We start from the raw sequence: 21,290 nt of genomic DNA on the forward strand, positions 1-21,290 counted from the left end.
CAACACAACTGTATCGTTCACGGGAACGTTTGCAAACCCGCTTTTCTCGTCGTATCCTCTCATTCAGGGCGGTCCGCCTGCACGCCAGAGTCGTCTTCCCTCACCCTGCAGCACCGGAGCAGTCGAATCCAGAGGAGGAATGTGCCACGCGCTTATGCCGCTATCGATCTGGGAGCATCCAGCGGTCGAGTAGCCCTGGGACTGGTGGACGAAGGAGTGCTCTCGGTCGAGGTTGTGCACCGCTTCGCGAACCGCCCTCTTCGCGTACACGGTCGACTCGTCTGGGACATCGAAACCCTGTTCGCCGAGACGATCGTCGGCCTCCGCGCCGCGGTCAGCCGCTCACGCGCGCTCGACGTCCCACTCAGCGGTATCGGAGTGGACAGCTGGGGTGTCGACTATGCCCTTGTCGACGGGTCGGGGTATAGCCCGGTCGACCACTATCGCGCCTCCGGCGATCCAGCTGGCGTCATTCAAGACCGACCGCTGTCAGAATCTGCAGTGTTCTCCCTCTCCGGCGTACCCGATCATTCGATCAACACGTCACTGAGGCTCTTCAACGACCCGGCGCGAGCAGATGCCGAGCGTCTGCTGTTCGTGGCGGATCTCTGGATTCACCGCCTGACCGGCGTCATCGGCACCGAACCGACCATCGCCTCGACCAGTCAGCTGCTGGACATCCGTTCGGATTCCTGGTCCCCGGAACTCGCGGAGGCGTACGACATCCCGTCCCACTTGCTGCCGCCGGTACAGAAGACAGGTTCGCTCGCAGGTCACACCACCCCGACCATCTCCGAGCGCATCGGATCGATCGTCGACGTGCCCGTGTACGTCGTCGCCGAGCACGACACGGCGAGCGCATTCGCGTTCGCGCGCGCCGCCGAGCATGCGGAGGTGAGTGCCGGCCTCATCTCCAGTGGCACCTGGTCGATCGTCGGAATACCTCTCTCCAACCCCATGCTCGCTGGCGCCGCCCTCACTGGAGGCTTCACCAACGAGAGGGGGGTCGAGTCCTACCTGCTTCTTCGCAATCTCAGCGGAATGTGGTTGCTTCAGGAGGGCTTGCGGGAGTGGACGGCTGGTGGGGCATCCGTTCCGCCACTCGGCGAGCTCGTGCGGCTGGCAGAGAACCAGCGGCCTCAGCTCGGCGCCATCGATGTCGCCGACCGGAGGCTTCTGAACCCGGTGAGCATGCTCCACACCATCGCGGACCTCTGCCTCGAGGCGGGTGGCGAGATCCCGGACTCCCCCGCTTCCCTCATGCGAACCGTCTGCGACGGCCTGAGCCGCGCCTACGCCACCAGCCTCGAGAAGCTCACCGAGCTGACGGGCGTGGGCGTGGACATCGTTCGGATCGTCGGCGGGGGTTCCCAGAACCGACTGCTCTGTCAGGCGACTGCTGACGTCACCGGTTTACCGGTCGAGGCAGGCCCGGTTGAGGCATCGAGCGTCGGCAACATCGCCTGTCAACTCCGCGCGTCAGGTGAGACCTCCTCGATCGCGGAGGCCTATCGATGGCTCTCCGAGGATGACATCCGGCCCTACCAGCCACAGGGCGCCTCGAACGATCGTCATCGATAAGGAGATGGAATCAGCATGACAATCACCACAACTCACCCGGTCACGGCATTCGCACGCGAGCTGGGACATACCGGCTCGTCCTTCGCCATCCTGGCGGAGGGAAACGTATCCGTGCGTGACGGGTCAGGGTTCCTCGTCAAGGCCACCGGAGCCGAAATGCATGCCGCTCAGGATGACGACTTCGTCAGAATGGAATTGTCTCCCCTCATGGAGCTCATCCACGATGCGCGACGTGCTACGGATGCTGAGGTCACCCGCGCGCTGGCGTCTGCCAGCGACGGCAGCCGCCGCCGGCCCTCGGTCGAGTCGCTCCTGCACGCCGTCTGTTATCGCGACGAATCCGTCACCGCGATCGCACACAGCCACCCGGAGGCCGTGCTGTCCGTTCTCTGCTCCTCGCGGCCCGAGGTGATCGCCGAGGGATCGATGTTCCCTGACCAGATCGTCGTGCTGGGTAAGTCACCGCTCTTCGTTCCGTACACCGATCCGGGTCTCGACCTGGCCCGACTCGTCGAGAGAATGCTGGACGAGCACGAAGCCGCACTCGGCGAGTTTCCCAAACTGCTATATCTCCAGAATCACGGAATCTTCGCGCTCGGAGGAAGCGTCGCCGAGGCCATGCGCATCACCCGCATGGCTGAGAAGTGCGCTCGTGTGCTCGCGGGCACGCTCGGCTTGGGTGGACCAATGTTCCTGTCCGCTGATGCCGTCCATCGCATCGATACGCGACCAGACGAGGTACTGCGTCGTGCGTTGCTCTCCCGAGGGCCGTCCCACTTCTGAAGCAGGCGGACGCGGTTCCGTCGCAGAAGCTGTCCGCGGCATCAGAATGTGGTCGAATCACACATATGTGGTCACGGTAACTGGCTCATGACCAGGCATTTTTGGTGCGGCCTTACTGAGGGAGGGTTGGAACGAAGCTGCATGGAGTCGAGTAGAAAGATTATGAGGACTGCGCAGGGAGCGTTCGAGTTTTGCCGTCCACGGCAGAATCTGCGACCAGTTGAAGAAGCGCTCGCGTACCATTCGCAACTTCGACGCCATAGCTATCAAAGAGAGCGGCGTCACCGTAGATACGAACAGAGACCAGGTTTAGTATCTTTTCCGACAGTTCTATCAATTCACTGAACTCTTCGTATGTTAGATACAAGTCGTCGTTTTTTTTGATATCAATATGCGCCACCTCTCGATCGCGGATTCTCTTAAGACGGGCGATTTTATCTGCCACTTTCGATAGATCGTTCCGAATCTCCAAAAGATCGGAATGACTTAGACCCTCGTAAACGTAGTTGAGATCATTTCCGATATCCGGATCTTGCAACGACTCCTGTTGTTTCTTTGTGATTTTTTGTTGATTGGACTCCGCGTAGCGGATGAGCTTGTCGATGTGTAAGGCGTCTCGATGTGAAACGAATAACTTTGCAACTGAAAGATGAAGCTCCGTGTTCAGTGCGTTGCCTGCGGGATTGAAGAAGCCTCTATATTCACCGATTGCGTTGGCGTGTTTTCTCGCGAGGTCCTGTCCATGAATATTCGGCGCACGAAATTCCTGGAGTTGCTCAAACGCATTGAAAGCCCCAAGTGCCTTTAGGTGCACGAGTCGTAGGAGTTCCACTCTCGATTTAAGCTCAGTGAGTTCAAAGTTCATATCTAAACCGCAGTATGAGTTTCGCCAGGTCGTCTGTCAACACGATCAATGTCCGATCGCCCACCCGGTCGCCAGGTCGTCAAACTCTCTCACTGCCCCGTAAATGGCGAGGGTTTCGGTTTCTGGGTATATGACTAACACCGCTTTAGGCGGTGTTTTCCGATTCTCAACAAATAAAAAGAGCCCGCACCTCAAGCGGACGAATGGCTCTCAATCCGCGAGGGGATTGGGCTCTTTTCGTGCTCGCGAGGTTGCGGGCAGTGGACGACCGATGCCGCTCACTTGTTCTGAGTTCAGATTGGCCACCTTCCGCGTCGTCTCAATTCGCGGATGATCTCATCTTGAGAGAATTCGACGAGCTGAATCGTTCGCAACAGCTCGTATACGAATATCTCTGGAAACTCGAACCCTTCGCGCCGCTCGATGTGCCGCAGTGTGTATAGACGGCACAGCATGTTCCCGAAAGCTTCGAACGCATCCTCAAGGGATTTCGGCCGACCCTCGATGAGCGGGAGACCGAGCAGATAAACATCCGCCATCGTTTCCATCGTGAGGAGCGGATAACCCTCGGGGAGATTCTCGCTATACGGATCTATTTCCGCGAAACTGGCCATAGGTTCGTCACCTTCTACTAACAGCCGCGTGAACTTAGCTGCCTGCACGGTGCAGGAGGCTGGGCTCGAGGGAGCGCAAGCTTCTACACCGAATGAAGGATGGTGATTGAATTTAGTTATGACGGATTGCTAGTGATTTTGCAAGCAAAAGCACCTTGAGGCGCACGCCAAGTTCTGGCGCTCGAACCATCCGTTCGCCCGTCCCATCGCCTACAAGCACAACTCCGTGCTTACCGCATGTTTTAGCGTGGAAACGTCGATCTTATGCAACGACTAATCTGTCATTTCTACAGATTCTCTCTTCGTATTGGGCAGTGAAGCACCGTGTCGATGACAGGGTCGGTTGGTAACACCTCTTGGCAATGTAATTGGTCTCACTAAGGAGGGTAGGGCGTTCAAACGTCGCTTAGTGGACGGGCGGATGACACCGCGGAAAATGGAAAAGCCCGCTCCGAGGTGTCGGAGCGGGCTGGGTGGCCCATTTTGATGAATAGTGTCGACATTGGTGAGGTGCCAACGGTCGTGCTCTTGCTAGACCGGACTTCCGATCAACAAGCGCTGGTACTGCGCGGCGCAGACGTCGTAGATGTCGTGCCTTAGTACCGGATGTTGATATGCGCCAGGGACGGCGCCTATCGGATAGAAGAGCCGACCAGGTTCCTCCTCGATGCCGCGCGGCTCCACCCCCTGGGACAGGAGATCGAGGTTTCGCGTGCGAGAAAGCTGTTCGTCCGTCGGGAAGAAATCCGTCAGGGTGAGTGCTCTCAGGGTGTCACCAAATGCGTTCTCGTCCCGGAAGTAGTGCGTAGCGTCGGCGAACGCGATGAGGAACAACAACCAACTCTCGTAGGTCGGACAAGAGCGCACCGCATCTCCTTCAACCAGCCACACATACGCGATGTCGTAGAGGCACGACGGCTCGGCGTGTCGCTGGGCGTAGAACGTTGACCGCCACGCCACCGCCACACCTGCCGGCACAAGCCGCCCCTGGGCGTCTTCTCCTTCAGCGTGCTTGGGATTGAGGTTGATCCACTCGATTAGATCCTGGAGCGCCGCTTTCGTGGGATCGCTGTATCCCGGCATCGTGTCACTCGACGCACTCAGAAAGAAATCTCGGGGTGCGCCGATGGTGTCAGGCGCCTGATGAACAATCGGATTAACGAACGGGTTGTTCGGTCTGTCATTCTGGGCCATGGTGGCCTCCTTCTTAGATTGGGGGCCACCCCGCGCGCATTATGAACTAATTCGGGTCGAGTGTCAATGGTTGAGAGCTCGGACGAGCTGCGCCGACGCGGTAGTAGACAGCTTCGGTGATGTCTGAGGTAAGTTGTGAGCAATAGCCTTTGCATTATAAGCATGAGCGGAACATGAAAAGAGCCCGACAACCTGCGGATGCACGCCTAGTCGACAGCTCCATCACAGAAACGACAGCACCCCGACTCTCGAAACAGCCATCCGCGGGCGCGGCTAAGCAGCCCGCAATGAACAGACAGTCTCGAACTCGATCTCAGCAAGTCTGCAAAGTTCTGGTGCGTGTAACTCTAGGTCCGCCCAGTGGTTAGCAAAATAGCTCCGCTCCTCTGCCGTCTTATCACGCGAATACGCACCGCCGAGATAGTAATCGGCACAATTTTGAGGCAATGGTTGTGGAGACTTTGGGGACACTACGCCAGTAAAGGCCAAGACGGCACTGGCGGGGTAGCCATAGAGAACTCCCGTCTCAATTGCGCTTAGCGCCTCACCACGGAAGCGAAGATACTCCTGGATGACGCCACTTCCAGAGACCACTAGGTAGTCGCCTTCAGTAGCCGCGACGTGGAGGCCAAGACTTTGAATCGCCTGACGATTGACCCTTGAGTCAATTACGTCGCAGACCCATTGCTGTTGAAGAGCGACTCTTGCGAGATGAACCTTTTCGACAACAGTAAGACCGATACAACTAGTAAGCGCTGAGAACCACCGCTCGTCAGCGCGCAGCCATTTAGCGGATGAGTTAGCGGTGAACGGCTGTGTGTCATGGGGCAACATATGACCCTGACTATGCGCCGCTGTTGCAGTGTCGTCAAGCTACAATGCGCGTGGATGAGAATGGCAATCGGATCCTCGAGTCGCATCGATAGAGTCTGAGACGATCCCCCGGGTACCGAACGGGATCGTTGCCTTACTGAGTCGCCAATCCATCCTCGGCGGCAATAGCTTCCGCCACCGAAGCGTAGAGCTCATCTTCATACCGAGCCAGGACCTGCAACCTCATCTTGTCTATCTCGCTCGTAGCTCGCATTGAATCGTTCGATGCCAGATGGAGCTGGTCTAAATATGCCCGCCATGCGACAGAAGGTGTGTCAATCATTCGCTTCACACAGGCCTCGGCCTCAGCTTCAGATGTAACGCCATCCCAGGCGCTCTGAATCAATGCGACGGATCTATCTGCCCTAACGCCCATCTTTTTCTCCTGCTTATCAAGAGCAGACTATGAGCCTTCGATATGAATTCGTCAAGAATGTACCCATCCGCTCGACCGTCCAACCGCCTCGCTGACGACCCAGGTCTTCACCCCATGAAATCAGGGCAAAAGGGCGAACTGGTGCAACGACTGACCTACGTACTTCGTAGTTGATCTTTCTCACTTCAAGAATGAACTCGCGTGGATCTTCCGCTCACAGCTTTAAAGCGCGGGGCGCCTTCTGGCCTAAAGAAAGCCCCGCGTCGACGGGGCTACTCGGTGGAGCGAGAAGTGACGCTGCCGAGTAGTGAACCAAGGCTTCGAGCGAGACGCTGTGCGCTCTCGCGTGTGATCGTCAGACCCGATCGGTTGCCGGCCTCTGCCAGTTCCAGCGCAACCCAGACATCGCCAGGCTCGATGGCACTGGTGAACAGCACGACGTTCAGGTCACTGGCTTCGGCAGAGACCTGAAGCTCGTGGGTATCGGCATCGAGGCAGGTAACGCCTTGGTAGACCACGGGGACCGTCTGAACGTGCTGGTGAAGGCGGTCTACGGGCAGGGCTTCTTGGCATTGCTGCTGGTCACACCAGGGTGGGCAGGGGGTTCGGTCTGGAGTCATAGTCACGACGTGTCCTGTTCGTTTCGAGAATGAGGCTCTGGACGACGGACAGTACGAGGAAGCTCCCAAGAAAGCGAGCACGGCTTAGAAGTGAAGCAAAAAGTACTTCACCTTCTTTCCCCGGACGACCCCCCGGTGGCATTCGTTCGGTTGGCCGTGAAGGCCGACTAGACGTCTGGATTCTTTCGCTGAAGAGAGTAACAATCCGAACGTGAACCCTGAACGAATGCCCGCCGGCGGCCAGTCCGGCCTACCAGAATCCGCCCAAACCGCCGTTTTGAGCCGCTTTTCGAGTGGAGTTCCGGTTGTCGGTGTTGAGGCTGGTGAGAACGCCAGGCAGCGGCCTCTACCGGCCAAACGAGCCCTTATCTACCTACGGGTCTCCACGATCAGACAGGCCACTAAGGGTGGGGAAGCAGAGGGGTATTCCATCCCGCAGCAGCGAGAGTTATGTATTCGGCGCATTGAAGAACTCGATGCCTCGGTCGAGGAAGAGTTCGTCGACGCCGGAGCCTCAGCGCGGTCTGCCAACCGACCGGAACTTCAGCGCATGCTCGGAGTATTGGCTGAAGTGAAACTCGGAATTCGTGAGCCCATCGATTACGTGGTGGTGCATAAGCTCGATCGCCTCGCCCGAGATAGAGCGGATGATGTCGCCATCATGCTGGCCATCCGCGAAGCCGGGGCCACGCTCATCTCCGTTGCCGAACAGGTGGATGAGACTCCAGCCGGGATGTTGCTACATGGCATTATGGCTACCATTGCCGAGTACTACTCGCGCAACCTGGCGGCCGAAGCCAAGAAGGGCATGGCGCAGAAAGCAAAGAGCGGTGGCACGCACGGCGTCGCCCCCATCGGGTACCTCAATACGCTGGCTCGGGAGAACGCTCGAGAGATCAAAGGCATCGCCATCGATGCCGAGCGCGCCCCACATATCCAGTGGGCTTTTTCGGCCTATGCCACAGGTGAATTCAGTATCTCGACCCTTCGAGATGCGCTTGAAGAACGGGGTCTCAAGAGTCGGGTGACCCAACGATACAGAGGCACACCGCTCTCCGACGCCCAAGTGCATCGGATGCTGTCGAACCCGTACTACATGGGAAAGATCAAGTACCAAGGAGCAGTGCTCGACGGGTCACATGAGCCGCTCGTCGATCCTGTGCTCTGGTTCCGTGTGCAGGCAGTGCTGCTAAATCGGCGGATTGCCGGGGATCGGTCATGGCGACACAATCACTACTTGAAAGGATCCCTAGTCTGCGAACGCTGCGGCAGTCGCATTGGCTACGGTCCCTCTACGGGACGTCGCGGCACGACGTACAACTACTTCTTTTGCCTGGGTCGGCACACCGGCCGACAACCTTGTGACCTACCGTACATTTTGGAAGAGCGGATCGAGTCGGCTGTTGAAAAGGAGTGGCAGCGCCTTATTTCCTTCAACCCAATCGAAATCGAACGGACACGGCGTCACGCCTATGAGCAACTAGATGAGTACTACGAAGCAGGTGAACTCCTCGCACGACGCCAGCAGAAGCGTTTGCGAGACCTGGAGCTCGGCAAACAGCGCCTCATTGATGCCTACATGGCGGGAGCTATGGCGATTGAAGACCTGAAGCTAAGACAGATGGCCGTTACCAAGGAGATTGCCGACGCAGAGACCCTAATCGTCTCAAGCAGCAACGACAAGGCGATCGCGAAGGAGCGACTGGACCTAGTGCTTGAGGTTATGGCAAATGCCAAGCAACTCTACGAACAAGCGAATTCCGACGTACGTCGGCAACTTCTCGTGGCGGTGTTCGAGCGGATCGAGATTAATCTTATTGACGATCAAAACCGGCCAATAGCGGTATCGACAGCAGATGCCTCAGGCAAAGCGACCGGGATTCTGACCGCTCCAGTCCAAGCAATAAGTGATATTTGTTTGAACCCTCGGCCGTATACCGAAATTGAACCAAAAGGCGGGAAATCAAGAACCCCTAGTTCGCTTTCGCTTACTAGGGGTTCTAACGTGACTCACTTGGCGGAGACGGTGGGATTTGAACCCACGGAACCCAATAAAGGGTTCTCCACCTTAGCAGGGTGGTGCACTAGGCCGAACTATGCGACGTCTCCTTGGCTTTCGCCTCCGCCATCATAGCCGACCGATGCCGCAGCGCACGACGGCGCCGTCACGGCGAGCGCACGAACGTGGCGACCGCATCGGCCGCCTCCTCGAGGTTCTGCGCGTGGGTGCGGCCGGAGATCTTCACGCGCGGCTTGAACTCGTGCTCGCCATCCTGCAGCCATCGGATGCGGATGGCCGGCGACAAGGCATACCCCGCGACCTCGTGCTCCGTTCCGAACGGGTCACGGGTGCCCTGGCAGATGAGGGTCGGCACGCGGAGCGCTGCGAGGTGCTCGGTGCGCAGCCGCTCCGGCCGGCCGGGCGGATGGAAGGGGTAGCCGAGGCAGACCAGCGCCGACACGAGGCCCTCGTCGTACAGCTCGTCGGCGACCATGCTCGCCACGCGACCGCCGAACGACTTGCCGCCGATCGCGACCGGCGCGCCCGCTTCGGCGACGACCGCCGCGACGGCGTCGCGGTACTCAGCCAGAACGAGATCGGCCCGGGGAGCAGGCCGCCGCGTGCCGGAGCGCCGCGCGGCCATGTACGCGAACTCGAAACGGGCGGTGCGGATGCCGCGCTCGGCCAGCAGGTCGCAGACGCGGTTCATCCACGCCGAGTCCATGGCGGCGCCGGCGCCGTGCGCGAGCACGAGCACCGGCCCGGACTCGGGGCCTGTCCACAGCAGCTCGGCGCTCACCCCTCCACGGTACCCACCACCGAGGTCCGGCGGGTGGGACGGGGCGCTGTCAGTCGTTGCCGACCGAGCAGGTGTAGTCAGCCGCGGTCTGGCCCTTCACGTTCGAGGGGAGCACCGTGGAGCCTGCCGCGTTGACCGAGCCGGGCTCGGGCGCCGACGGGTCGGCCGGCGCGGTGGTCGCGGTCGGGGCCGCCGGGGCCACGGGTGCGTTCGGGTCGAGCACCGACGCGATGCCGCCCGGTGCCGCCACCGCCACCGGCTGGTCGGCCTGGATGGCCGCGAACAGCACCGCTGCCGAGTCGGTGTCGGGCGCGACCTTGCCGGCGGGCACCCAGTCGGCGTAGTAGCTCGGGTAGGCCACGAAGGTCACCTTCGACAGGTCCATGTCCTTCAGCGACAGCGCGATCGACACCATCGTGTCGGGCGAGGCGAGCCGGTCGGACAGCGTCATGTTGCTCGCCGCCGCCTTCGCGAGGCCGTAGAGCTTGCCGAAGTCGGTGAGCGTCGAGTCGGACTTGATGGTGCGCACGAGCGACGAGAGGAACACCTGCTGCGACGAGATGCGCCCGAGGTCGCTGCCGTCGCCCACGCCGTGGCGGGTGCGCAGGAAGCCGAGCGCATCCGCCCCCTTCAGCGACGCGGTGCCGGGCTCGAGGTACACACCCGTGTACGGGTCGTCGATGAGCTCCGAGACGCACACCGGCGCGCCGCCGAGGGCGTTCGACATCTCGATCACCCCGTTGAACTGGATCTCGGCCGCGAACGGGATGCTGAGCCCCGACAGGCTCTCCACCGTCAGCACCGTGCACGCCAGGCCGCCCTGCGAGAGCGACTCGTTGATCGGCGCGGTGTACCCGCCGCCGCCCGGGCAGTCGGGGATGTCGACCACGAGGTCGCGCGGGAAGCTCACCACGGTGGCATTCGTGTGGTCCTGCGAGATGTGCAGCAGCATTGTGACGTCGTTGAGCTCGCCGCCCTCGTCTTCACCGTAGGCGTCGCCCTGGCCGGTGCGGCTGTCGCTGCCGACGAGCAGCAGGTTCACCCCGCCGTCGATCGCCGAGATCTCCGGGGGCGGCGGGGCGCCCGGTTCGGCGGCGGCCTCGTCGGAGACGAGCGAGACCGTGGTGATCGAACTCGTCACGTCCCACGCCGCATATGCCGCGATCGACAACCCGCTCACCGCGAGCACCGCCACCGTGGCGACGAGGAAGGTCGCCACGGCCCAGAGCGGATGCGACGACTTCTGACGACCGTGCCTGGCGACTGGCGTGGTGGCGCGCGACGATCGGCTAATAGTCGTTCCCCTTCGAGCAGGTGTACTCCGCTGCAGTTTGACCCGTGATCGATTGTGGCAGGGCGGTGGGGGTGTTCGCGACATCCGTGCCCTGTGTCGCACCCCCGGCGGCGCCGGCCACGTCGCCCGCCGCGGCGGAGCCGGCTCCCGCTCCGCCCGGCGTCGCGGTCGCGGTGGGCGGGGCCGACGGGTCGACCACCGCCCCGACACCGGTGTTCGCCGGATCGGCGGTGACCACCGCGTGGTCGGCCGCGATGGCCGAGAACAGCACCGCCGCGTCGTCGTAGAGCGGCTCGACCTTGCCCGCGTACTCACCGCTTCCGCCCGTCGCACCGGGGTAGGCCACGAACGTGACCCGGTCGAGGTCGATGTCCTTCAGTGCCAGCGCGATCGACACCAGCGTGTCCGGCGACGCGAGGCTCTGCGAGAGCACCATGTTGCCGGCGGCGGCGCGGGCCAGGCCGTAGAGCTTGCCGAAGTCCGACAGGGTCGCACTCGATTTCATCGTGCGAACGAGCGACGACAGGAACACCTGCTGCGACGAGATGCGCCCGAGGTCACTGCCGTCGCCCACACCGTGGCGGGTGCGCAGGAAGCCCAGCGCATCCGCCCCCTGCAGCATGTGTGTGCCCGGCTCGAGCAGCACACCGGTGTACTCGTCGTCGATCGGGTCCACCACGCACACCGGCACCCCGCCCACCGCGTTCGACATCTCGATCACGCCGTTGAACTGCACCTCCGCCGCGAACGGGATGCTGAGCCCCGTCAGCGACTCCACCGTGAGCACGGTGCAGGGCAGGCCGCCGTAGGAGAGCGTGACGTTGATGGGCTGGGCGCTCATCGCGTCGAACGAGCCGCCGTCCGGGTCGGGACACGAGGGGATGGGCACCACCAGGTCGCGCGGAAAGCTTACGACGGTGGCGCTGGAGTGGTCCTGCGCGATGTGCATCAGCATCGTGACGTCGTTGAGGTTGCCTTCGGTCTCGCCGTACGCGTCGCCTTGGCCTTGCCGGCTGTCGCTGCCCACCAGCAGCAGGTTCACGCCGCCGTCGATCGCCGAGATCTGCGGCAACGGCCCGGCCGTCTCCCCGGCGAGCTCGACGGTCTGCACGTCGCTCGACACGGTCCAGGTCGCGATCCCCGCGAAGGCGGCGCTGCTGACGAGCAGCACGGCGAGGGCGACCCCCAGGTACTGCGCCACGAGGGCGAGCGGATGCGTCGACTTCAGTCGCCCGTGACGGGCGATCGGATGGCGGGCGATCGACTTCTTCATGATGTCGGGAGACTGACGGGGAGCGAGGCGGGCGAATGCGGACCTTCCATGTTGGCGTATGAAACTGAGAGTCCCATCGGGAAAGGTGTTGACGCGACATCCGCTGCGCTCTACTATTCAAACATGTCGTTGATAAACATATTGGTTGATAATGAGTGACGATCGACTCGATCGGGCGTTCATGGCCCTGGCCGATCCCGTTCGGCGGGCGATGATCGCGCGCCTCAGCCGGGGCCCGGCCACGGTGAACGAGTTGGCCGAGCCGTTCGCCATCTCGGTGCAGGCGGTGTCGAAGCACGTGCAGGTGCTCGAGACCGCGGGGCTCGTGACGCGCAGCCGCGACGCCCAGCGCCGGCCGGTGCACCTCGCGCCGGCCGCGCTCGAGGAGCTCACCGGCTGGATCGACGGCTACCGCATCGCCCACGAACAGCAGTTCCGGCGCTTGGACGCGCTGCTTCAGACACAGAAGGAGAAGGAATCATGACGAACCCCGTCACCATCACGGCACCCGAAGGGCTCCCGTTCATCGAGATCGTGCGCGAGTTCGATGCGCCGGTCGAAGCCGTCTACAACGCCTACGCCGACCCCGAGCTGGTGCGGCAGTGGAACGGGCCGAACGGCTACGACGTGCGCATCGACGAGTTCGCGCTGCGCACCGGCGGCCGCTACCGCTACGTGCACACCAACGCCGACGGCGACGAGTTCGCCTTCAACGGCGTCGTGCACAAGGCCCGGCCGAACGAGCTGATCATCCAGACCTTCGAGTGGGAAGGGATGCCCGACTTCGTGTCGCTCGAGACGGCGCGGTTCGACGACCTCGGCAATGGTCGCTGCCGCGTGACCGGGTGGAGCGTGTTCCCGAGCGTGGAGTCACGGGACTCGATGATCGCGAACGGCATGGAGCGCGGTGTCGTCGAGGGCTACGAGCGCCTCGACGCCCTGCTGGCCGCCTGAGCCCACCGTCGCCGCCTACCGGCGCGGGATCGTACGGCGACCGGAACCGTACCCAGGTCACGGCAACAGCAGGCTGAAGACCAGGTTGAGGACACCGATCACCGCGCCCAGCAACGCCAGGGCGAACATCACGATCCGCATCCGCTCGAACGGCTCTCCCCTGCTCCTCGGGTGCTTTCGCAGCCAAAGCAGAGGCACGAACAGGCAGAGCAGCGTCACCAACACCAGCGGCAACGTCGGCCACGTCATAGTTCTTCCCCCATACGTGCACCCTACGGCGACGAAGGCGACGAGCGGGGCGGCGGGCGGCGGGCGGCGGGCGATCAGTGCCGCACGCGGCGCCTGCGGAGGACGAGGGCGAGGGTGCCGGCGGCCGCGAGGAGGGCGGCGAGCGCAAGCATCCCACCCGCCGCCGAGCCCGTCGCGGCGAGCGCGCCCGGCGTGCCGGCGGGCACCGTGCCGTCGGCGGCCGCGACCACGAGGGTCGCGGTGTAGCTCGGGCCCGGGTTGGCCAGGTCGACGACCTCGATGGCGACGTTCGCCGCCGCCGTCGGCGTGCCGGTGATCGCGCCGGTGTCGGCGTTCAGGCTGAGCCCGTCGGGCAGCGCCGCCGATTGCGCCGCGAGCGCGAACAGCGACCCGGTGCCGGCGGATGCGACCGCCGACGCCTCGTAGGCCGCCCCGACCTTGCCGGCCGGGAGCGCGGTGCCCGCGAACGCCGGCGCCACCGTTCCGACCACGATCGTGACGACGCCGTAGGTGCCCGGGGCATCGGCATCCTGCACCGTGATGGTGGAGGTACCGGCGATGGTGGGTGTTCCGGTCAGCTCGCCCGTCGCTCCGTCGAACGCGAGGCCGTCGGGCAGTGCGCCGTCGGTGATGACGAGCGACAGACCAGTCGGCACGACCGGCACGAGCGCCTCGGCGAACGGGGTGCCCACCGTCGCGGTCAACTGGGCGTCGTCGCGGAACACGGCCTGCGGGTCGTAGACGAGCAACTGCACGGTCTGGGTCTGCACCGGTCCGGCATCCGGAGTGTCGGTGATCTCGATGTCGTACGCTCCCGGCGCGGTCGGCGTGCCGGAGAGCACACCGTCGGCCGAGATGCTGAGCCCGTCGGGCAGCGCCGACCAGCTGAGGTGCAGGTCGGAACCCGGATGCGCCACCAGGGGCGCCGAGTACGGCGCGCCGGTCTGCGCGTCGTCGACCGAGCCGACGAAGTTCGTGGCGATGTCGACCGGGTCACCGAGCGCGGGCGGGTTGACGATCACCTTCACCGGGGCGACGACCGCCGGGCGCGACTCGAGGCGGTCGGGGTTGCCCGCGTCGAAGATGGCGACGCCGAGGTTCGGCGTGGCGGCGCTGTAGGTGGAGGGCTGCACCGTGAAGGTCGACCCGGTCGCCCCCTCGATGTTCTGCCGCGCCGTGCCGTCCGGGCCCACCACGTACCACTGGTAGATGAAGTTCGTGTCGGAGGAGCCCTTGCCCACCGGCACGTCCCACTCGCCGGGGCAGGCCTTCAGCGTGGTCCCGGTGGAGACGGTCGCCGGGGTGCTCACCGGCGCGGTGCAGGAGCCGTCAGCGGTGGTGATCGCGGTGACCGATCCGGGGTGCTGAGCGGCCGGTGCCGAGGCGTCGCAGTTCTTCGGGTAGCGCGAGGTCACCGAGGAGAGGTGGGCGATCGCCTGGTTGTCGACCGTGACCGGGTAGCTGCTGGTGGCGGGCATCGTCCACCGGAGCGTGCGGTTCGCCGGGTCGAGAACAGGGATGTTCTCACCGAACTTCCACGTGCCCGTGATGTTGTAGACGCTCCCCGACCAGGTGGCCATGAGCGTGTCGCCGGGGCGCACGGTGGAGCTGATCGTGTCGGAGGTGCTCTCGGTCGTGGAGCTGCCCTTCACGGCCTGGTGGTTGTAGCTGAATCCGTTCGTCACCTTGACGCCCCAGACATCCTTCAGTCCCCCGCTGGTCTCGAGCGAGAAGGTGTAGCCGAGGGTCTCGGTGACCTGGGTCGACTTCGTGAGCGACAGTTGCGCCCCGACGGTCTTGGTCTGGTTGTCGAGGGTGTTGTTCGTGACGGTCGGGCTGTAGGTGACACCGTTGATGGTGGTGCCCACGCCGCAGCCGAGGCTCTGCGTGCTGAGCGTGCCGAACGCACCGACGGCGTCGTCGTTCGGGCGGTACCAGCCGTTCGGCGTGGGGGCGTTGGGCGACGAGACCTCGCAGCTGGCGTAGTCGGCGGCGCAGTGGTTCGTGGCGTAGATGACGGCCTGGTTCAGCAGGTTCTGCCACTCGTTGTAGACGCCGTCGGGGTTCGGCTGCTCGTCGTAGATGCGGAACTCCTGGCCGACATCGCCCTCCGAGCACGGCAGCAGTCGCGGCGACTGGCTCTCGAGCTCGCCCGTGAAGTTGAGGCCGCCGACGGCGCTCCAGATGCACTGGTTCGTCGCGGCGCTGACGATGTAGAAGTACTGGTCGCCGCGGCTCATGTGCGGCGCCGAGTGCGGGGTGTGGTTCTGCGGCACGATGTAGAACTTCTGCGATGGCACGTCGCGGCAGTCCCATGGCGCGATCAGGCCCTTCTTCGCCATCGAGAAGGGACCTTCGCTGTCGAGACACGCACCGTCGGTGATGAACATCACCGAGCCGTCAGGCTGCGGGCTGAGCCGGTAGTGCAGCTGGCGCGGGCCGATCGGCTGGGCCGCCTGCTCGAACACGAGATCCTGCCCCCAGGCGCCGGTGAGCTGCGGTCCGGATGCGCCGGCACCGGCGGCCGGGGCGGGCTCGGCGGCGGGTGCAGGGACGGCGTGCGCGACCGCGGGCGCCAGGGCGATCACCGAGGCCACGGTGGCCGCGGCCACCACGCCCGTGATCAGTCGCCGGATGAGGGACGGGCGGCGTGCGGGCATCGTGCGCTCCAGTGCTGGTCGGTGCGTGAGGGTCGCTATGAAGCCTCAAGCACCGGCCGCGGAGCACACAGTCCCCGTTAGGGTGAATCCGCCGCGGGCGGTCGGCGCGCCGGTCGGCAGGACGGCCGGACGGCGGTCACCGTGCCGGAGCGGTCGCCCGGAGCATCCGCGGGCCCGCCCAGAGGATGAGGGCGAGCATCGCCAGCACCGCGCCGAGCAGCACCGGCACCAGCGGGAGCGCGAGCAGCGCGACGCCGATGAGGAGCGGCACCGCGGTCATCCCGGCGAACGACAGCAGGAAGATGCCCGAGGTCACCTCGCTGCGGTTGCCGTCGCCCGAGAGCGCGCCCGCCGTCGCGAGGGCCCCACGGAACACCAGGCCCACGCCGGCGCCCGCCACGACACCGCCGCCCACGAAGAGCAGGGCGGAGGCGGTGAGGTCGGCTGCGCCGAGCGCGGCCAGCCCGGCCACGATGGTGATCACGCCGAGCATCAGCTGCGCCCGCGTCGACAGCCGGGCGAACACCACCTGCGCGAGTGCCGCCGCGCCGAACACCGAGAAGGCGACGAGGCCGGCGACGAAGCGGTCGCTCTGGTGCAGCAGCTGCGCGAGGAAGGTCGGCGCCACCGAGCCGAACAGGCCCGTGATGGCGAAGGCGACGAATCCGCCGATGCCCGCCGCCCAGTAGGCGCCGCGGCTCTCCCGCGGCACGCGCACGCGCTGCGGCCGGTAGGGCGGATGCGGGCGTGTCGTGTCGACCGTCTCCGGCACGAAGGCGTAGGCGAAGCCGACCGCCACGAGCGCGGCGAGGAAGGCGAGGTAGGGGGCGACGAGCGGCATCGGCACCCATTCGGCGAAGACGCCGCCGATGAGCGGGCCGAGGGCGAGACCGCCCATGTTCGCCACCCCCGCGATGGTCGCCGCCATGCCGATGCCGGCGCCCGGTCGCGCGATGCGCCGCAGGTCGGCGAGGTGTGCGGTGGCGGTGGCCGTGAGCACCCCGATGCCGAGCCCGGCCACGAACCGCGCGACGATGAGGCCGGCGGGGTCGGTCCAGACGAGGAAGAGTACGGCCGCCACGACCTCGATCACCACCGCCGAGAGGATGACGCGGCGCCGCCCGACCCGGTCGCTGATGTGACCGGCGAGGTACAGCGCGAGCATCACGCCGATGGAGTAGGCGGCGAACACCACGGTGACGACCACCGTCGGGAACCCGTCGCGCTGCTGGTAGAGCGCGTAGAGCGGGGTGGGCACGGTGTTGAACGCCATCATCACGAAGAAGGCCACCGCGGTCACCCAGAACGCGGCCTGGTGCGGGAGGCGGAGCGGGCCGCGGAGCGCGGGGAGGGATGTGGTGATCGGGATGGATGCGGTGGTGGACATGACCTCAGGATGCGCTCACCCTGTCATCGAGTCAAACGAATTATCATGATGAGATTGATCGGTTTCATCTATGATGGGGGCTATGGAGACGCGCCTGCTCGAGTACTTCGTCGCGGTGGCCGACGAGCGGAGCGTGACCCGCGCATCCGAACGGCTGTTCGTCGCACAGTCGACGGTGTCGGCGGGGCTGCGGAGCCTCGAGGGCGAACTGGGTGTGCGGCTGCTCGAGCGCACCACAAAGACGGTGGAACTGCTCCCGGCGGGAGAGGTGCTGCTGCCGCTCGCGCGGTCGCTCGTCGACGACGTGGCGGAGCTGCGGCAGGTGGCGACCGAGTCGGGTGCGGGGTTGCGCGGGCGGGTGCGCATCGGCACCTTCGCGGCGATGCGGGTGTTCGATCTGCCGGTGATCCTCGGGGGGTTCCGGCGCGCGCATCCGCTGGTCGACGTGCAGCTGGTGGCCTCGCCGATGGGGTCGACCGGGCTGCTCGACGACCTGGTGCACGGTCGTCTCGACGTCGCGTTCACGGCGATACCGACGCCGCCGGGGCTCGACTCGTGGCCGCTCGTCACCGTGCCGTTCGTGGCTGTGCTGCCGGAGGGGCACCGGCTGGCGGGGGCGCCGGCGGTGTCGCTCGCCGAGCTGGCGGAGGAGGACTGGGTCGACGTGCTGCCGGGGTTCGGCAACCGCGTGCAGCTCGATCGGGCACTACTGGAGCGGGGCATCGTGCGGCACATCGCCGCCGAGCTCGCCGACCTGCCGAACGTCGCGCCGTGCGTGGCGGCGGGGTTCGGGGTGGCGGTGGTGCCCGACATGGTCGACACGGCCGGCTGCGTGCGGGTGCCGCTCAGCGACGCGATCCCGCCGTGGGTGCTGTCGCTCGCGGTGCGGCACGGCGCCGACCGCCGCCCGCACCTGCGCGCCCTGGTCGATGCGGTGCGCGCCGCCGCCGGGGCTGAGCTGCCGTAGTGGTGGCGGCACACCGCGGCGAGCACCCGGTCATCCTCGACGTGGAGATCAGCTGGTGCTCCTCGGCGGAGGGCTAGGGATTCGAACCCTAGAAGGCTTTAACACCTCACCAGTTTTCAAGACTGGCTCCATCGGCCGCTCGGACAGCCCTCCCGGTGCGCCGCCGGAGCGCCGCAACCAGCCACGAGCATACCGCCCACGGCACCGCGCCCGCCGAAACGACGGAGTTTCGGCGGCGGGTCAGAGGGTGGCGAGGGTCGCCGCGACGCCGTCGTCGTGCACGGATGCGGTGACCTCCGTCGCCACGTCGATCACGTCGCGCGGCGACTGGCCCATCGCGACCGCGCGCCCCGACTCCCCCGCCCAGCGGAACATGTCGATGTCGTTGCGCCCGTCGCCGATCGCCATCACCCGGTCGCGCGGAATCCCCAGCCGCGACCGCACGCGCTCGAGCCCGGTCGCCTTGTTCACGCCGTCGGGCGCGATGTCGAGCCACGCCGTCCAGCCGATGGAGTACGAGACGCGGTGGAGGCCCATCCGCTCCACCACGGCCAGGAAGTCCTCCATGTCGTGGTCGGGCGAGATCACCACGACGCGGGTGGCCTCGATGCGGGTGAGCTCCTCGAAGGTCACCTGCTCGCTCCCGGCGCCGAGCACCGTGTCGGGGAACGCCTCGGTGTAGCGGAACCAGCCGTCCTCGTCCTCCACGGCGAACACCGCTCCGGCCAGGTGCGAGCGGATCTTCGTGAGCACCGGCGCCGGATCGAAGATCTCCACGTGCTCCCGCCGGTAGCCGAGCGGCTCCGACGCGTCGCGCGCGAGCGTGATGGCGCCGTTCGCGCACACCACGAACTCCGGTGCGATCCCGAGCAGCTGCAGCACGGGCAGAGTCGTGGCGACCGAGCGACCCGTGGCGAGCATCACCTCGTTGCCCTCGGCGACCACACGGCGCACCTCGGCGCCCACCATGTCGCTCAGCGTGCCGTCTTCGTGCAGCACCGTGCCGTCGATGTCGAGCGCGACCAGCCAGCGATCACGATCGACGGATGCGCGGGGCTCGGTCTCGGCGCCCGCGGCGGATGCGCGGGGCGCGGGCATCCCGTCGCTCACGGTGCCTCGATCAGCTCGAGTCCGCCGAGGTAGGGCCGCAGCACCTCCGGCACGACCACCGAGCCGTCGGCCTGCTGGTGGGTCTCGAGCAGCGCGACGATCCACCGGGTGGTGGCGAGCGTGCCGTTCAGCGTCGCGACCGGCGCGGTCTTGCCCGACTCGGTGCGGTAGCGGGTGTCGAGCCGACGCGCCTGGTAGGTGGTGCAGTTCGAGGTGGAGGTCAGCTCGCGGTACGTCTCCTGCGAGGGCACCCACGCTTCGGTGTCGAACTTGCGGGCGGCGCTGGAGCCGAGGTCACCGGCCGCCACGTCGATGACGCGGTAGGCGAGACCGAGGTCGGTGAGCATCCGCTCCTGGTAGCCGAGGAGGGCCTCGTGCTCGGCCTCGGCGTTCTCGGGCAGTACGTAGCTGAACATCTCGAGCTTGTTGAACTGGTGCACGCGCAGGATGCCCCGGGTGTCCTTGCCGTGCGAACCGGCCTCGCGGCGGTAGCAGGTCGACCAGCCGGCGTAGCGGAGGCCGGCGCCGTCGGCCGGGAACTCGAGGATCTCACCCATGTGGAAGCCGGCGAGCGCCACCTCGCTGGTGCCGGTGAGGAAGAGGTCGTCGGCGGGGAGGTAGTAGACCTCGTCGGCGTGTTCGCCGAGGAAGCCGGTGCCGTCCATGGTCTCGGGGCGCACCAGGGTGGGCGTGATGAGGGGGGTGAAGCCGGCCTCGAGGGCGCGGTCGAGCGCGAGGTTCATCAGGGCGAGCTCGAGGCGCGCGCCGATGCCGGTGAGGAAGTAGAAGCGGGCGCCCGAGACTTTGGCGCCACGGGCGAGGTCGAAGAGCTTGAGGCTCTCGCCGAGTTCGACGTGGTCGCGCGGCGTGAAGTCGAAGGCGGGCTTGGTGCCGACCTCGCGGAGGGTGACGAAGTTCTCCTCGCCGCCCTCGGGCACGCCCTCGATCACGATGTTCTGAATCTGGCGGGCCGTCTCGACGAAGGCGTTCTCCGCATCCGTCGCCCGCTGGTTCGCGGCCTTCACCCGTGCGGCGAGCTCTTGCGCCTGGGCCACCAGGGCCTTCTTCTCGTCCTTCGGGGCGGCGGCGACCTGCTTGCCGAAGGCGTTCTGCTCGGCCCGAAGGTTCTCGAACTCGAGGATGGCGGCGCGCCGCTCGGTGTCGGCGGCGAGCGCCTGGTCGACCAGCTGCACGGAGGAGCCGCGGGCCCGCTGCGATTCCCTGACGACGTCGGGCTGTTCACGCAAGAGCACAGGATCGATCACGCCCTCCATCCTATCCGCGCCCCCGCCCGCCCCCGCGGCCCCGCCCGCGCCGGCTCGGCCGCCGCCCGGCCTCGCTTCGGCGGCGGCGCGGCCGGCCCCGGCTCGCGCCGAACTCCGCCCCACACTCGGGGGCGCCCGCGCACCCCGAGTGGAGCACTACGGTGGGATCTGTGGCAGCAGCCGACGCCCCTCACCCCGCACCCGACGAGGAGCCCGCCGCTGCGCCCGGCCCCCCTCCCGGTGCGGCCGCGCCCACGACACCGACCGAGACGCCCGACCGCGCTCCGGCCGCCGGCGGCAGCGGCAGCGGCAGCGGCAGCGGCAGCGGCAGCGGCAGCGGCAGCGGCAGCGGCAGTATCGCGGCGCCGGACGCCGACCTACCCGCCGAGACTCAAGCCGACAGGCCCTACTCGACGACCCAGGG

General features: G+C 65.5%; 17 protein-coding genes, 2 tRNA genes and 2 pseudogenes. 7 read left to right on the top strand and 14 right to left on the bottom strand.

Going from position 1 to position 21,290, the window contains the following annotated elements; translation table 11 throughout:
* The first annotated feature begins 141 nt into the window (after positions 1 to 141).
* Positions 142 to 1,581, top strand: a complete 1,440-nt coding sequence (locus AC3WLB_RS16490) for a rhamnulokinase (protein ID WP_492507811.1) — start codon at positions 142 to 144, stop codon at positions 1,579 to 1,581.
* 15 nt (positions 1,582 to 1,596) lie between these two features.
* Positions 1,597 to 2,364: a class II aldolase/adducin family protein gene (locus AC3WLB_RS16495; RefSeq protein ID WP_492507813.1), complete on the top strand. Its 768-nt coding sequence runs from the start codon at positions 1,597 to 1,599 to the stop codon at positions 2,362 to 2,364.
* Between the two features lie 160 nt (positions 2,365 to 2,524).
* Here the strand turns inward: AC3WLB_RS16495 and AC3WLB_RS16500 are convergent, their stop codons facing one another.
* The 4 genes from AC3WLB_RS16500 to AC3WLB_RS16515 all read right to left on the bottom strand — a co-directional run bounded on the left by AC3WLB_RS16500 (position 2,525) and on the right by AC3WLB_RS16515 (position 6,906).
* Positions 2,525 to 3,229: an AbiU2 domain-containing protein gene (locus AC3WLB_RS16500; protein WP_492507815.1), complete on the bottom strand. Its 705-nt coding sequence runs from the start codon at positions 3,227 to 3,229 to the stop codon at positions 2,525 to 2,527.
* A gap of 293 nt (positions 3,230 to 3,522) precedes the next feature.
* Positions 3,523 to 3,843 carry a hypothetical protein gene (locus tag AC3WLB_RS16505; protein ID WP_492507817.1) on the bottom strand — a complete coding sequence of 107 codons (321 nt, stop codon included), beginning with the start codon at positions 3,841 to 3,843 and terminating at the stop codon, positions 3,523 to 3,525.
* 531 nt (positions 3,844 to 4,374) lie between these two features.
* The gene (locus AC3WLB_RS16510) at positions 4,375 to 5,037 is read right to left on the bottom strand and encodes a hypothetical protein (protein ID WP_492507819.1); all 663 of its coding nucleotides are present in this window, start codon (positions 5,035 to 5,037) and stop codon (positions 4,375 to 4,377) included.
* Positions 5,038 to 6,558: 1,521 nt separating this feature from the next.
* Positions 6,559 to 6,906 (bottom strand): DUF6907 domain-containing protein, encoded by a 348-nt coding sequence (locus AC3WLB_RS16515; RefSeq protein ID WP_492507880.1) that lies wholly within the window; start codon positions 6,904 to 6,906, stop codon positions 6,559 to 6,561.
* Between the two features lie 226 nt (positions 6,907 to 7,132).
* On the opposite strand from AC3WLB_RS16515, the pseudogene AC3WLB_RS16520 reads away from it, so the two are divergent.
* Positions 7,133 to 8,311, top strand: a pseudogene (locus tag AC3WLB_RS16520) (recombinase family protein); the annotation flags it as partial.
* 610 nt (positions 8,312 to 8,921) lie between these two features.
* On the opposite strand, the gene AC3WLB_RS16525 reads toward AC3WLB_RS16520, so the two are convergent.
* The 4 genes from AC3WLB_RS16525 to AC3WLB_RS16540 form a co-directional block, all read right to left on the bottom strand.
* Positions 8,922 to 9,015, bottom strand: a tRNA-Ser gene (locus AC3WLB_RS16525).
* Between the two features lie 56 nt (positions 9,016 to 9,071).
* On the bottom strand, positions 9,072 to 9,707 hold the full coding sequence (locus tag AC3WLB_RS16530) for an alpha/beta family hydrolase (protein WP_492507820.1): 636 nt from the start codon (positions 9,705 to 9,707) through the stop codon (positions 9,072 to 9,074).
* Positions 9,708 to 9,756: 49 nt separating this feature from the next.
* Positions 9,757 to 10,926: an LCP family protein gene (locus tag AC3WLB_RS16535; protein ID WP_492507822.1), complete on the bottom strand. Its 1,170-nt coding sequence runs from the start codon at positions 10,924 to 10,926 to the stop codon at positions 9,757 to 9,759.
* Between the two features lie 70 nt (positions 10,927 to 10,996).
* A complete protein-coding gene (locus tag AC3WLB_RS16540) occupies positions 10,997 to 12,274 on the bottom strand; it encodes an LCP family protein (RefSeq protein WP_492507824.1) in 1,278 nt (425 codons plus the stop codon).
* Between the two features lie 151 nt (positions 12,275 to 12,425).
* Here AC3WLB_RS16540 and AC3WLB_RS16545 point away from each other — a divergent pair, with 151 nt between their 5' ends.
* Both AC3WLB_RS16545 and AC3WLB_RS16550 read left to right on the top strand, forming a co-directional pair.
* A complete protein-coding gene (locus AC3WLB_RS16545; protein ID WP_022897044.1) occupies positions 12,426 to 12,758 on the top strand; it encodes a metalloregulator ArsR/SmtB family transcription factor in 333 nt (110 codons plus the stop codon).
* Complete coding sequence (locus tag AC3WLB_RS16550) at positions 12,755 to 13,228, top strand: SRPBCC family protein (protein WP_492507826.1); 474 nt, start codon at positions 12,755 to 12,757, stop codon at positions 13,226 to 13,228. The genes AC3WLB_RS16545 and AC3WLB_RS16550 overlap by 4 nt, the downstream gene beginning before the upstream one ends.
* A gap of 57 nt (positions 13,229 to 13,285) precedes the next feature.
* Here the strand turns inward: AC3WLB_RS16550 and AC3WLB_RS16555 are convergent, their stop codons facing one another.
* The 3 genes from AC3WLB_RS16555 to AC3WLB_RS16565 form a co-directional block, all read right to left on the bottom strand.
* Positions 13,286 to 13,477, bottom strand: a complete 192-nt coding sequence (locus AC3WLB_RS16555) for a hypothetical protein (RefSeq protein WP_492507828.1) — start codon at positions 13,475 to 13,477, stop codon at positions 13,286 to 13,288.
* A 74-nt stretch (positions 13,478 to 13,551) separates the two neighbouring features.
* The gene (locus AC3WLB_RS16560; protein ID WP_492507830.1) at positions 13,552 to 16,137 is read right to left on the bottom strand and encodes a putative Ig domain-containing protein; all 2,586 of its coding nucleotides are present in this window, start codon (positions 16,135 to 16,137) and stop codon (positions 13,552 to 13,554) included.
* Positions 16,138 to 16,273: 136 nt separating this feature from the next.
* Positions 16,274 to 17,524 (bottom strand): MFS transporter, encoded by a 1,251-nt coding sequence (locus AC3WLB_RS16565; RefSeq protein WP_492507832.1) that lies wholly within the window; start codon positions 17,522 to 17,524, stop codon positions 16,274 to 16,276.
* Positions 17,525 to 17,606: 82 nt separating this feature from the next.
* On the opposite strand from AC3WLB_RS16565, the gene AC3WLB_RS16570 reads away from it, so the two are divergent.
* Positions 17,607 to 18,491, top strand: coding sequence for a LysR family transcriptional regulator (locus AC3WLB_RS16570; RefSeq protein ID WP_492507834.1), 885 nt, complete (start codon positions 17,607 to 17,609; stop codon positions 18,489 to 18,491).
* A gap of 66 nt (positions 18,492 to 18,557) precedes the next feature.
* Here the strand turns inward: AC3WLB_RS16570 and AC3WLB_RS16575 are convergent.
* From AC3WLB_RS16575 to serS, 3 genes are all read right to left on the bottom strand, one after another.
* Positions 18,558 to 18,644: transfer RNA gene (locus AC3WLB_RS16575), tRNA-Ser, on the bottom strand.
* 87 nt (positions 18,645 to 18,731) lie between these two features.
* Complete coding sequence (locus AC3WLB_RS16580; protein ID WP_492507882.1) at positions 18,732 to 19,589, bottom strand: HAD family hydrolase; 858 nt, start codon at positions 19,587 to 19,589, stop codon at positions 18,732 to 18,734.
* Between the two features lie 8 nt (positions 19,590 to 19,597).
* Entirely contained in the window at positions 19,598 to 20,866 is a 1,269-nt protein-coding gene (serS, locus tag AC3WLB_RS16585; RefSeq protein ID WP_492507836.1) for a serine--tRNA ligase, read from the bottom strand.
* Positions 20,867 to 21,036: 170 nt separating this feature from the next.
* Between serS and AC3WLB_RS16590 the strand changes: the two are divergent.
* Positions 21,037 to 21,290 (top strand): annotated as a pseudogene (locus tag AC3WLB_RS16590) (hypothetical protein); the annotation flags it as partial.

The organism is Herbiconiux sp. FW305-C-125, from assembly GCF_058783455.1.

What these genes read in the sequence shown, in the direction of transcription:
- AC3WLB_RS16505 (WP_492507817.1), bottom strand. Translation starts at nt 3,843, where the DNA reads ATGGCCAGTTTCGCGGAAATAGATCCGTATAGCGAGAATCTCCCCGAG.
- AC3WLB_RS16565 (WP_492507832.1), bottom strand. Translation starts at nt 17,524, where the DNA reads ATGTCCACCACCGCATCCATCCCGATCACCACATCCCTCCCCGCGCTC.
- AC3WLB_RS16495 (WP_492507813.1), top strand. Translation starts at nt 1,597, where the DNA reads ATGACAATCACCACAACTCACCCGGTCACGGCATTCGCACGCGAGCTG.
- AC3WLB_RS16570 (WP_492507834.1), top strand. Translation starts at nt 17,607, where the DNA reads ATGGAGACGCGCCTGCTCGAGTACTTCGTCGCGGTGGCCGACGAGCGG.
- AC3WLB_RS16550 (WP_492507826.1), top strand. Translation starts at nt 12,755, where the DNA reads ATGACGAACCCCGTCACCATCACGGCACCCGAAGGGCTCCCGTTCATC.
- AC3WLB_RS16500 (WP_492507815.1), bottom strand. Translation starts at nt 3,229, where the DNA reads ATGAACTTTGAACTCACTGAGCTTAAATCGAGAGTGGAACTCCTACGA.
- AC3WLB_RS16560 (WP_492507830.1), bottom strand. Translation starts at nt 16,137, where the DNA reads ATGCCCGCACGCCGCCCGTCCCTCATCCGGCGACTGATCACGGGCGTG.
- AC3WLB_RS16545 (WP_022897044.1), top strand. Translation starts at nt 12,426, where the DNA reads ATGAGTGACGATCGACTCGATCGGGCGTTCATGGCCCTGGCCGATCCC.
- AC3WLB_RS16515 (WP_492507880.1), bottom strand. Translation starts at nt 6,906, where the DNA reads ATGACTCCAGACCGAACCCCCTGCCCACCCTGGTGTGACCAGCAGCAA.
- AC3WLB_RS16540 (WP_492507824.1), bottom strand. Translation starts at nt 12,274, where the DNA reads ATGAAGAAGTCGATCGCCCGCCATCCGATCGCCCGTCACGGGCGACTG.
- AC3WLB_RS16555 (WP_492507828.1), bottom strand. Translation starts at nt 13,477, where the DNA reads ATGACGTGGCCGACGTTGCCGCTGGTGTTGGTGACGCTGCTCTGCCTG.
- AC3WLB_RS16580 (WP_492507882.1), bottom strand. Translation starts at nt 19,589, where the DNA reads ATGCCCGCGCCCCGCGCATCCGCCGCGGGCGCCGAGACCGAGCCCCGC.
- AC3WLB_RS16510 (WP_492507819.1), bottom strand. Translation starts at nt 5,037, where the DNA reads ATGGCCCAGAATGACAGACCGAACAACCCGTTCGTTAATCCGATTGTT.